The organism is Nocardioides sp. GCM10027114 (assembly GCF_042659625.1).
Classification (GTDB): Bacteria; Actinomycetota; Actinomycetes; order Propionibacteriales; family Nocardioidaceae; genus Nocardioides.
Genome location: NZ_JBHSSS010000010.1, coordinates 85,577 through 96,233, shown reverse-complemented (window position 1 = coordinate 96,233; position 10,657 = coordinate 85,577). Strand labels below are relative to the sequence as shown.

Annotated in this window: 13 protein-coding genes and 1 pseudogene; 10 read left to right on the top strand and 4 right to left on the bottom strand. The window is 74.9% G+C overall.

The window, feature by feature from the left end; genetic code table 11:
- The coding region (locus ACFP2E_RS06345) for an integrase core domain-containing protein (RefSeq protein WP_378522057.1) at nt 1–126 on the top strand (126 nt) is incomplete at its 5' end.
- On the opposite strand, the gene ACFP2E_RS06340 is transcribed toward ACFP2E_RS06345, so the two are convergent.
- Nucleotides 123–1,394, bottom strand: coding sequence for a lipopolysaccharide biosynthesis protein (locus ACFP2E_RS06340; RefSeq protein WP_378522515.1), 1,272 nt, complete (start codon nt 1,392–1,394; stop codon nt 123–125). The two genes, ACFP2E_RS06345 and ACFP2E_RS06340, sit on opposite strands and share 4 nt — an antisense overlap.
- A gap of 101 nt (nt 1,395–1,495) precedes the next feature.
- Between ACFP2E_RS06340 and ACFP2E_RS06335 the strand changes: the two genes are divergently transcribed.
- Genes ACFP2E_RS06335 through ACFP2E_RS06325 form a run of 3 tightly spaced genes read left to right on the top strand, consistent with a single transcriptional unit; the run spans nt 1,496 to nt 3,653 of the window.
- A complete protein-coding gene (locus ACFP2E_RS06335) occupies nt 1,496–2,599 on the top strand; it encodes a DNA recombination protein RmuC (protein WP_378522516.1) in 1,104 nt (367 codons plus the stop codon).
- A gap of 21 nt (nt 2,600–2,620) precedes the next feature.
- Nucleotides 2,621–3,031, top strand: a complete 411-nt coding sequence (locus tag ACFP2E_RS06330) for a DUF6542 domain-containing protein (RefSeq protein WP_378522517.1) — start codon at nt 2,621–2,623, stop codon at nt 3,029–3,031.
- 46 nt (nt 3,032–3,077) lie between these two features.
- Nucleotides 3,078–3,653, top strand: coding sequence for a hypothetical protein (locus tag ACFP2E_RS06325; RefSeq protein ID WP_378522518.1), 576 nt, complete (start codon nt 3,078–3,080; stop codon nt 3,651–3,653).
- A 10-nt stretch (nt 3,654–3,663) separates the two neighbouring features.
- Here ACFP2E_RS06325 and ACFP2E_RS06320 read toward each other — a convergent pair whose 3' ends face one another.
- Nucleotides 3,664–4,287: an L-threonylcarbamoyladenylate synthase gene (locus tag ACFP2E_RS06320; RefSeq protein WP_378522519.1), complete on the bottom strand. Its 624-nt coding sequence runs from the start codon at nt 4,285–4,287 to the stop codon at nt 3,664–3,666.
- A gap of 22 nt (nt 4,288–4,309) precedes the next feature.
- On the bottom strand, nt 4,310–5,317 hold the full coding sequence (locus tag ACFP2E_RS06315) for a 4-hydroxy-3-methylbut-2-enyl diphosphate reductase (RefSeq protein WP_378522520.1): 1,008 nt from the start codon (nt 5,315–5,317) through the stop codon (nt 4,310–4,312).
- 68 nt (nt 5,318–5,385) lie between these two features.
- On the opposite strand from ACFP2E_RS06315, the gene xseA reads away from it, so the two are divergent.
- On the top strand, nt 5,386–6,648 hold the full coding sequence (xseA, locus tag ACFP2E_RS06310; protein WP_378522521.1) for an exodeoxyribonuclease VII large subunit: 1,263 nt from the start codon (nt 5,386–5,388) through the stop codon (nt 6,646–6,648).
- A gap of 88 nt (nt 6,649–6,736) precedes the next feature.
- Nucleotides 6,737–6,940 (top strand): annotated as a pseudogene (locus tag ACFP2E_RS06305) (exodeoxyribonuclease VII small subunit); the annotation flags it as partial.
- 47 nt (nt 6,941–6,987) lie between these two features.
- Here ACFP2E_RS06305 and ACFP2E_RS06300 read toward each other — a convergent pair.
- The gene (locus ACFP2E_RS06300; protein ID WP_378522522.1) at nt 6,988–7,560 is read right to left on the bottom strand and encodes a DUF4245 domain-containing protein; all 573 of its coding nucleotides are present in this window, start codon (nt 7,558–7,560) and stop codon (nt 6,988–6,990) included.
- A gap of 182 nt (nt 7,561–7,742) precedes the next feature.
- Here ACFP2E_RS06300 and ACFP2E_RS06295 point away from each other — a divergent pair, with 182 nt between their 5' ends.
- Genes ACFP2E_RS06295 through ACFP2E_RS06280 form a run of 4 tightly spaced genes read left to right on the top strand, consistent with a single transcriptional unit; the run spans nt 7,743 to nt 10,655 of the window.
- Complete coding sequence (locus ACFP2E_RS06295) at nt 7,743–8,138, top strand: molybdopterin-binding protein (protein WP_378522523.1); 396 nt, start codon at nt 7,743–7,745, stop codon at nt 8,136–8,138.
- Entirely contained in the window at nt 8,135–8,884 is a 750-nt protein-coding gene (gene modA, locus ACFP2E_RS06290; RefSeq protein WP_378522524.1) for a molybdate ABC transporter substrate-binding protein, read from the top strand. The genes ACFP2E_RS06295 and modA overlap by 4 nt, the downstream gene beginning before the upstream one ends.
- On the top strand, nt 8,881–9,690 hold the full coding sequence (locus ACFP2E_RS06285; RefSeq protein ID WP_378522525.1) for an ABC transporter permease: 810 nt from the start codon (nt 8,881–8,883) through the stop codon (nt 9,688–9,690). Before modA ends, ACFP2E_RS06285 begins: the two co-directional genes overlap by 4 nt.
- On the top strand, nt 9,687–10,655 hold the full coding sequence (locus ACFP2E_RS06280) for an ABC transporter ATP-binding protein (RefSeq protein ID WP_378522526.1): 969 nt from the start codon (nt 9,687–9,689) through the stop codon (nt 10,653–10,655). The genes ACFP2E_RS06285 and ACFP2E_RS06280 overlap by 4 nt, the downstream gene beginning before the upstream one ends.
- Nucleotides 10,656–10,657 lie beyond the last annotated feature (2 nt).

The window sequence follows — 10,657 nt, the reverse complement described above, 5'->3', positions numbered from 1 at the left end:
GAGGCAGCCAGGCTCGCGGCCCTGCCAGCATGGATCCACGAGTACAACCACCACCGGCCCCACTCGGCCATCGGGAAGCGCTCACCCATCGCCAGGTTGGACAACCTGGCTGGGCATCACAGCTAGCAGTCCCGCCGGTCGGCCCACCGGTCGGCGAGGACGAGGAGCACGAACGCCGTCACCTCGACCACCAGGAACGTCCAGCAGGTCCGCTCGGTCGCGTCGACGCCCCAGACGGCGAAGAGGGCAGCGCCGACGGCGACGGCGCCCAGCCAGGCGCGCAGCAGCACCGCCGTGCTGCCGCGGGCGATCAGCGCCACGGTCACGACGAGGTTGCCCAGCGCGGCTGCGCTGCCGACGGCCACCAGCAGGGTGAGCGTGCCGTCGAGCCGGACGTCGGACCCGAACACCAGCGCCATCAGCGGCGGCCCCAGCCAGAACCCGACCGGCGCGGCGACCGCGGCCGCCCCCAGGGTCGCCGCCACGGCCATGAGGCGGGCGCGGGCGAGCCGTGCCCACTCGCCGGCCGCGACGAGGTTCGACAGCCGCACGGTGAGCGGCCCGACCAGGCCGAGCGAGAACGTGTAGGGCGCTCGGAACAGTGCGAGCGCCGCGAAGAGCGCCGTCACGTCGGCGGCGCGGCCGCCCGCGAGCGCCAGCACCACCGGTCCCCCGGTCAACACGGTCTGCGACACCAGCTGCCCGGAGGCGACGCCGCCGACGAAGCCGAGCGAGCCGCCTGCGGCCGGCGGTGCCGCCGCGTCGCTGCGGAGCCGGAACGCACCCGGCCACAGCGCCGCGGTGACGTAGCCGAGCACCAGGCACGCGCCGTACGCCGCGGGGTCCTCGACCCCGGCCGCCAGCAGCACCGCGGCCCCGACGCAACGCAACGCGTTCTCCGCCGCCAGCCCGACACCGACGAGCGCGAACCGGCGGCGGGCGGTGAGCGTGCCGCGGACCAGCCCGAGCAGGGCCGAGCCGACCGCCACGGCGGCCACCATGAGCGGGAACAGCACGCCGTCCTGCCGGAACAGCAGGTCCCGCAGCAGCCACGAGACCAGCCCGGCGACGACGGCCACCGCCGCGACCGTGGCCGCGAGCCGGCCCGCCCCGCGGCGAACCGCGCCCTCGTCGCCGGCGTGGACCGCGACGGTGCGGGCGATCCAGTGCTGGATCGGGAAGGTCAGCGCGGCCCCGGCGAAGCCCCACCAGGCCCACAGCACCGAGACCGGGGCGGCGGCCTCGGCGCCGAGCGCGCGGGTGACCAGCGCGAAGAAGACGTAGGCGAGCAGGCCGCTGGCGACCGAGCCGGCGCCGAGCAGCGACGTCTCGCGCACGGCGCGGGCACGTCTCCCGCCCGATCCCCCGCCCGAGGCGGCACGCCGTGTGTCCACCGGCCGGATTGTGCCGGATCCTCCCCCCGGCCGGGCCGGCGGACGGGCATTCGGCCAGGCGGACGCACGGAGTGTCGGTGGCGTGCGGCACGCTTCACGCCATGGAGACGACCACTCTCTTCGGGGCCCTGCTCATCCTCCTCGTCGGGCTCGCGCTCGGCGCGGCGATCGGCCTGCTCTGGGCGCGCTCGCGGCCGTCGGTGGCTGCCGGGATGGTCGACCAGGCCGAGGTGATGCAGGGGCTCGACCGGCTCAGCGACCAGGTCCACGAGCTCGACCGCCACCGCGCGGCCTGGCAGGGCCAGTTCCACCAGCACGTCTCCGACCTGCAGCGGGAGACCCGCTCGCTGTCCACCGCGCTGCGCCGGCCGCAGGTGCGCGGCCGCTGGGGCGAGCTCCACCTGCGCCGGGCCGTCGAGCTCGCGGGGCTGGTCGACCGGTGCGACTTCAGCGAGCAGGTGCGGCTCGAGGACGGCGCGCTGCGGCCCGACCTGGTGGTCCACCTGGTCGGCGACCGGCAGCTCGTCATCGACGCCAAGGTGCCGCTCGACGCCTACCTCGACGCGACCTCGACCGACGACGGCCCGGACGACGGGGCGGCCCGCGCCGACGCGTTGCAGCGCCACGCCCGGCAGGTCCGCCAGCACGTCGACCAGCTGTCCTCCAAGCAGTACTGGCGGGCGCTCGCGCACACCCCGGAGTTCGTCGTGCTGTTCGTGCCGGCCGAGTCGTTCCTGGCGGCGGCGCTCGAGGCCGACCCCGGCCTCATCGAGCACGCCGCGTCCCGGCAGGTGGTGCTGGCCAGCCCGACCACCCTCATCGCGCTGCTGCGCACCGTCGCGCAGGGCTGGAGCCACGAGGCGCTCGCCGACCGTGCCCGCGAGATCCACCGCCTCGGCCGCGACCTCCACGACCGGCTCGGCACCCTCAACGGCCACCTCGACCAGCTCGGCCGCTCCCTGAACGCCGCGGTCGGCCACTACAACACCGCGGTCGGCTCGCTGGAGTCGCGCGTGCTGGTCGCGGCGCGACGCTTCACCGAGCTCTCCGTGGCCGACGACGAGCTTGGCTCGCCGCGCCAGGTCGAGAGCGCCGCCCGCACGGTCGCCCCCACGAGCCAGTCGACGCTGCCGGCCCACTCCGTGGCGGATGGCACCGACGAGCCGAGGCGCGAGCTGCGGCGCGTCGCCTCCGGAGGCGACTGACCGCCCCCTACCGTGACCTCCGTGAGTCCCGTGACGCACGCGAGGACCCTCTGGGAGGAGGGACGCGAGCCCGGCCACCAGGTCGTCGCGCTCGGGTCCGCGCTCGCCCTCACCGCGGCCGTCGTCGACCAGGCGCTGGTCGGCCGGATCAGCCTGCTGTTCGACGTCTGCTTCGTCGCGCTGTGCGTGCTGCTCGCGCTGCTGGTGCGGCCCACCGACTTCTTCACGGTGGGCGTGCTGCCGCCGCTGCTGATGGTCGGCGTCTTCACCCTGCTCGGCATGACCCGCCCCGAGCTGATCGCCCACCCCGAGGACGGCGCCGTGCAGGCGGTCGTGTCCGGGCTGTCGCACCACGCCGGCGCGCTGGTCACCGGCTACGTGCTGTGCCTGGCCTGCCTGGCGACCCGGCAGCGGGTCGCCGCCGCACGCTGAGGCGCGCCACCCCTCTCCGCCCTGCCGGTGGTGGCAGACTCCCCCGGTGATCTCGGACACCGCGCCCCCGTCCCACGACTCGCGGCCCCGCAGCCGGCTGCGCTCACCGGGGGTGGTCGCGGCAGTCGTCGGCGTGCTGGTGGTCGCCGGCCTCGCCCGGGTCGGCTGGGAGTGGCGCCACCCGGAGGCGTTCGTCGGCTACGACGGTGTGGGCATCGAGGACACCTGGCCGGCGGACGAGTGGGTCCACATCGGCGTGTCCCCCCGCGCTGACGGCGCCCGCGGTCTCGTCCGCATCCACTCCGTCCGGGCCGACGTCCTCGACAACACGGCGGGCGCCGAGATCACCTTCCAGGTCTGCCACCTCGCCGGGGACGCGGGAGCGGACATCGGCTCCGTCAGGGAGCCTGACCTGCGCAGCATGTGTGCATCGCTGGTCCCGGCCGAGGGCGCCACGCTCGACCTCGACGCCGAGCCGCTGCAGCAGCTCGTGATGGGGATCCGTCTCGACGGCCCGGGCCGCCTCGCCATCCGCGACGTGGAGCTCGGCTACAGCCACGGCTGGCAGCGCGGGTCCCAGCGGATCGGGGACGGAGTGGTCCTCAGGGCCGAGACGGGCTGAGCGACCCTGGTCAGGCCTCGAACCGGTCGGGGTCCCCGGCGCCGCGCCGCAGCACCTCGGGGTAGCCCTCCGACCAGTCGACGACCGTGGTCGGCGTGGCCGTGGTGTCGCCGGACTCGACCACGATGTCGACCTGGTGGTCGAGCTCCTCCTTGATCTCCCAGCCGGAGGTCCGCGCCTCCTCCTCACCGGGGAGGATCAGGGTGCTGCTCAGCAGCGGCTCGCCGAGCTCCTCGAGCAGCGCCTGCACGACCGGGTGGTCGGGGATCCGCACCCCCACGGTCCGCTTCTTCGGGTGCAGCAGCCGCCGCGGCACCTCGGGGGTGCCGGGCAGCACGAACGTGTACGGCCCCGGGGTGGCCGCCTTGATCGCCCGGAAGGCGGCGTTGTCGACGTGCACGAGCTGGCCCAGCTGGGCGAAGTCGCGGCAGACCAGCGTGAAGTGGTGCCGCTCGTCGAGGTCGCGGATCCGCAGGATCCGGTCGCGGCCGTCGCGGTTGCCGATCCGGCAGCCCAGCGCGTAGCCGGAGTCGGTCGGGTAGGCGACCAACGCGTCCTCGCGCAGCGCCTCCACGACCTGCGCCACCCGGCGGGGCTGCGGGTTGTCCGGGTGGAGGTCGACGTACCTCGCCATGCTTCCGTCCCCCTCGCGTCGCTCAGGCCTGCGCCTGGGCGGCGGCCTTGAGGTCCCGGCGCAGCTCCTTGGGGAGCGCGAAGATCAGCGACTCCTCGGCGCTGTGGACCGCCTGCGCGTCGGGGTAGCCCCGCTCGGCGAGGAAGGCCAGCACGCCCTGGACGAGCTCCTCTGGGACGCTGGCCCCGGAGGTGACGCTCACGGTCCGGACGCCGTCGAGCCATGCCTCGTCGATCTCGGAGGCGTCGTCGACGCGGTACGCCGACCGGGCGCCGGCCTCGAGGGCGACCTCGACCAGGCGCACGGAGTTGGACGAGTTCCCGGAGCCGACCACGATCACCAGGTCCGCGTCGCGGGCGATCTCCTTGATCGCCAGCTGGCGGTTCTGGGTGGCGTAGCAGATGTCGTCGCTCGGCGGGTCGAGCAGCTGCGGGAAGCGCTCGCGGATCGCGGCGACCGTCTCGAGGGTCTCGTCGACCGACAGCGTGGTCTGCGAGAGCCAGGCGACCTTGTTGGGGTCGCGGACGACGATGTTCGGCACGTCGGCCGGGCTCTGCACGAGCTGGATGTGCTCGGGGGCCTCGCCGGCGGTGCCCTCGACCTCCTCGTGGCCCTCGTGGCCGATCAGCAGGATGTCGTAGTCCTCGTTGGCGAAGCGCTTCGCCTCGTGGTGCACCTTGGTGACCAGCGGGCAGGTCGCGTCGATGGTCTTGAGCGAGCGCTCCTCGGCCTGCCGGTGGACCTCCGGCGAGACGCCGTGCGCCGAGAACACGACGGTGGCACCCTGGGGCACCTCGTCGAGCTCCTCCACGAAGATCGCGCCGCGCTCCTCGAGCGTGGACACGACGTGCTTGTTGTGGACGATCTGCTTGCGGACGTAGACGGGGGCGCCGTACAGGTCGAGGGCCTTCTCCACCGTCACGACGGCCCGGTCGACGCCGGCGCAGTAGCCGCGCGGGGCCGCCAGCAGGACGGCCCGCTCGGCCTCGTCCGGAGGCAGGATCCGCGGGGTGCCGAGGTCGGTCGTCATGGGCGCCACTGTAGTGGGGCGACGGTGGGTCGGCCGAACCGTCGTACCCCTCCTCTACGCTCGCCGCCATGGCCCTGGAGACCTCACCCGAGTCGCCGGCCCCGGTCCGGCAGATCGCCAACGCGATCGCGGGCTGGGTCGACCGGCTGGGCGCGGTGTGGGTCGAGGGGCAGGTGGCGCAGGTCAACCGCCGGCCGGGGATGAACACCGTCTTCATGACGCTGCGCGACGCGGTCGCCGACATCTCGATCACCGTCACCTGCTCGCGCACCCTCTTCGACGGGCTCAACCCGCCGCTCGTGGAGGGCGCGAGCGTCGTGGTCCACGCCAAGCCGTCGTTCTACGCCAACCGCGGGACGCTCTCGCTCTACGCCCGCGACATCCGGATGGTCGGCCTCGGCGAGCTGCTCGCCCGGCTCGAGCGGCGCCGCCAGCTGCTCGCCGCGGAGGGGCTCTTCGCCCAGGAGCTGAAGCGAACACTGCCGTTCCTGCCCGGCCGGGTCGGCCTGGTGACCGCGCCCGGCTCGGCCGCCGAGCGCGACGTCCTGGAGAACGCCCGCCGCCGCTGGCCGGCGGTCGCCTTCGAGGTCGCGTACGCCGCCATGCAGGGGCCCCGCGCCTCGGCCGAGGTCATCGAGGCGGTCGAGCGGCTCGACCGGCGCCCCGACGTCGACGTCATCGTCATCGCCCGTGGCGGCGGCTCGGTCGAGGACCTACTGCCCTTCTCGGACGAGGGACTGATCCGGGTGGTCCACAAGGCCCGCACCCCGGTGGTCTCGGCGATCGGCCACGAGCCCGACCAGCCGCTGCTCGACCTGGTCGCCGACGTCCGCGCCTCGACCCCCACCGACGCCGCCAAGCTGGTCGTGCCCGACGTGGTCGAGGAGCTGCGCGGCGTGACGACTGCCCGCGACAGGCTCCGGGGAGCCGTGGCCGCGCTGGTCGCCCGCGAGCAGGCCGGGCTCGACGCGCTGCGCTCCCGCCCCGCGCTGGCCGACCCGCGCTCGCTGGTCGACGCCCGCACCGACGAGGTCGCGGCGCTGCTCGACCGGGCCCGGCGCAGCCTGTCCCACCGGCTCGACCGGGCCGGCGACGACCTGGTCCACCAGCGCGCCCGCGCCCGCGCGCTCTCGCCGCTGGCCACCCTCCAGCGCGGGTACGCCGTGCTCCAGGACGCCGCCGGCCACGTCGTCTCCTCCGTCGCCGGCGCCGACACCGGGGCCGCGGTCTCGGTCCGGGTCGCCGACGGCCGGATCCACGCCACCACCACCGGGGTCGAGCCCGACCCGGACCCCGCCAGCCAGACCACCAGCGAGGAGAGCGATGCCTGAGAAGAAGGCAGCCCAGCAGCCCAGCGAGTCGGGCGGCGAGTCGGGCGGCGAGTCCGGCGGCGAGTCCGGCGGCGAGTCCGGCGCCCCGGCGCTCGCCTACGAGGCCGCCCGCGAGGAGCTCGTCGACGTGGTGCGCCGCCTCGAGGCCGGCGGCACCACCCTCGAGGAGTCACTGGCGCTGTGGGAGCGGGGCGAGGAGCTCGCCCGCATCTGCCAGGCCTGGCTCGACGGCGCCCGCAAGCGCCTCGACGCCGCGATGCAGGCGGACGGGGACGAGGACACCCACTCCTGAACGCTGACCGCCTGGCCGGTGGTCGAGCCTGTCGAGACCCGGGCGGGTCAGGGGGCGGTGGCGTCCTGGCCCTCGAGGGCCTCGGCGGTCAGCAGCTCCGCGAGCGCGACGACGTCCGCCTCGGGGGCCGAGCCGTAGACGAGGACGACCGTGTCCTCGTCGAGCTCGGCGGCCAGCGCCAGATCGCCGCCCTCGTCCTCGAAGGCCCGCCACTCGGTGGCGATCTCGCTGTCGAGGCGACGCGGTTCGACCTCGTCGACGTCCTCGTCGACGTAGGTGTCGAGCATGTCGTCGAGGTCGTTGGCCTCCTGCCGGACGCCGACGAACCGCTCGTCGTCGGTCAGCATCCCGATCCGCCAGGCGGGCGGCTCGCCCTGGGTGAGGTCGACGCTGGTGGCGATCCACCCCTCCGGCAGCTCCGGCGGGTAGACGAGCTCGAACCCCTCGCGCTGCGCGAAGCCGACCGCCGAGAGGTAGTCGACCGGCTCCGGCTCGACCTCGAGCTCGCTGCGGAACAGCGCGCGCAGGGTCACGAACGCGCCGATCACCAGCAGCGTGATCAGGATGGCGCCGATCAGGCCGGAGGTGGACCGGCGGTAGCGCCCGGGCTGCTCACTCACGGGGCCCATCCTCACAGGCAGCCCCAGCCGCCCCGCCCGGACCCTCCCGACGCTGTCCCTCTCCCCCGGTGGTCGAGCAGCGCGCACAGCGCGCGTGTCGCGACCCGGAAGGGTCAGCACGAGACACCGCAAGTGCGGACCGATGTCGGCCATTCCAGCCGCAGGTGCGGCACAATGGAAGCGTGACGACGTACCGAGTTGCGGAGGTGGCCGAGGTCCTCGGCGTCAGCGACGACACCGTGCGCCGCTGGGTTGACGCCGGCCGGCTGCCCGCCCGGCAGGACGGCGGCCGGACCACGGTCGAGGGCGCCCACGTCGCGGCGCTGGCCGAGGAGCTGGCCGATCACCCCGACCGGGAGCAGACCCGGGCGTCGGCCGTCAGCGCCCGCAACCGGCTGGCCGGGATCGTCACCCGCGTCGTCAAGGACACGGTGATGGCGCAGGTGGAGATGATCTGCGGCCCCTACCGGTTGGTCTCGCTGATGAGCACCGAGGCGGCGACGGAGCTCGGCCTCGAGCCCGGGGTCCGGGCGATCGCGTCGGTGAAGTCCACGAACGTCGTCGTGGAGCGGCCGTGAGGACGCGGCCCGCCCTCCCAGCACTGCTGCTCGCGACGCTGCTGCCCGTCGCGCTCGCGGGCTGCGCCGCCGACGGGGAGGACACGCTGACGGTGCTGGCCGCGGCGTCGCTCACCGACGTGTTCTCCGAGCTCGCCGAGGACTTCGAGGCCGCCCACCCCGGGACGGAGGTCGAGCTCGTGCTCGGCTCGAGCACGGACCTCGCCGAGAACGCCGCCGACGGCGCCCCGGGCGACGTCCTCGCCACCGCCGACGCCGCCTCCGTCCGCCTCGCCGTCGACGCCGGCTCGACCGCGGCCGACCCGGTCACCTTCGCCACCAACGTCCTCGTCCTCGTCACCGCGCCCGGCAACCCGGCGGGCCTGGAGGGCCTCGCCGACCTCGACGGCGTGACCTGGGTGCGCTGCGCCGACGACGTGCCCTGCGGACGGGTGGCGCTCTCGCTGCTGGAGGGCGCCGGTGTGGAGGCACGGCCGGCCAGCCTCGAGGTCGACGTGCGGGCGACCCTGGAGAAGGTCGTCTCCGGCGAGGCGGACGCCGGCCTCGTCTACGCCAGCGACGCGGTGGCGGCCGGCGCGGACGTGGCGACCGTGCCCGTCGCCGGCGCCGAAGCGGTCCCGGCGAGCTACCACCTCGCACCGCTCGTCCAGGCCGAGGACGCGGAGCTCGCCGACGACTGGGTCGAGCTCGTCACCTCCGACCAGGGCCGGCAGGTGCTCCGCGACGCCGGGTTCACGGTCCCGTGAGCCGGACCGCCACCACCGCCGACCACCTCGGCCGGCCGCCCGTCCTGCTCGTCGTCCCGGCAGCCATGGCAACGCTGCTGCTCGTCGTCCCGCTGCTCACGATGGTCGCGGCGACGGACTGGCGGCAGCTGCCGGCCGAGCTCGCCTCCGAGCCGCTGCGGCAGGCGCTGTGGCTCTCCCTGACCACGTCCACCGCGACCATGGTGGTCTGCCTCGTGCTGGGGCTGCCGCTGGCATGGCTGCTGGCGCGGGTGCCGTTCCCCGGCCGCTCGCTGGTCCGGGCGCTGGTCACCGTGCCACTGGTGCTGCCGCCGGTGGTGGCGGGCGTGGCGCTGCGCACGGCGTTCGGCCGCACCGGCACGCTCGGCGAGCCGCTGCTCGAGGTCACCGGGTTCGCGTTCCCGTTCACGCCGTACGGCGTGGTGCTGGCGCACGTGTTCGTCTCGCTGCCGTTCGTGGTCATCGCGATCGAGGGCGCGCTCCGCTCCGCCGACCCCGACTTCGACGCGGCGGCCGCGACGCTCGGGGCGGGCCGGTGGTACACCTTCCGCCGCGTGACCGTGCCGCTCGCCTTGCCGGGCATCCTCGCCGGGATGGTGCTGGGCTGGGCCCGGTCGCTGGGCGAGTTCGGGGCCACCATCACGTTCGCCGGCAACTACCCCGGCCGCACCCAGATCATGCCGACCCTCATCTACGAGGCGCGGCAGAGCGACCCTGACGCGGCGCTCACGCTGAGCCTGGTGATGCTGCTCGTCTCCGTCGGCGTCCTCGTGGCGCTGCGCGACCGCTGGCTGGGGGTCCCGTGACCGTCCTCGAGCTGCAGGTCACCGTCCCCGGCCGGGTGGAGGCGGAGCTGACCGCCGCGGCCGGCGAGGTCGTGGCGGTCATCGGGCCCAACGGCGCCGGGAAGTCCTCGCTGCTGCGCGCCCTCGCCGGCCTGGTGCCCGCCCGGGGGCACGCGCGGCTCGACGGCGCCGACCTGCTGGACCTGCCGGTCCGCGAGCGGTCCGTCGGCATGGTCTTCCAGGGGCAGCTGCTCTTCCCCCACCTCTCGGCGCTCGACAACGTCGCCTTCGGTCCCCGGGCCGCCGGAGTCCGGCGGGGCGAGGCCGACCGGCGCGCCCAGGAGTGGCTCGACCGGTTCGGCATCGGCGACCTCGCCGGCCGCCGCCCCCGCGAGCTGTCCGGCGGCCAGGCCCAGCGGGTCGCGCTCGCCAGGGCCCTCGCCGTGGAGCCCCGGATGCTGCTGCTCGACGAGCCCCTGACCGGCCTCGACGTGGGGGTGGCGACCGCGCTGCGGATCGAGCTCGCCCGCCACCTCGCGGCGTACGACGGCGTCGCGCTGCTGGTCACCCACAACGCAATCGACGCGCTCACCCTCGCCGACCGGGTGCTGGTGCTCGACGAGGGCGTCGTCGCCCAGGTCGGCACGCCGCAGCAGGTCTCCGCGCAGCCGCGGACCGAGCACGTCGCCCGGCTGGTCGGCCTCAACGTCATCCGCGAGGGCGACCGGTTCCGGTCCTTCAGCCCCAGCGCGGTCACGGTCTCGCTCGACGTGCCGGCCGGCTCGGCACGGCACCGGTGGCACGGAACAGTGGCGTCCGCCGTGCCCCACGGGGACGCCGTACGCCTCCTCGTGCGCGGCGAGCGGGAGCTGATTGCCGACGTCACCCCGGCGGCGACCGTGGAGCTCGGCCTGGCGCCGGGTCGCGAGGTCTGGGTCTCGGTGAAGGAGACGGCGGTGGCTGCGTACGAGCACGGCCCCGAGTGACC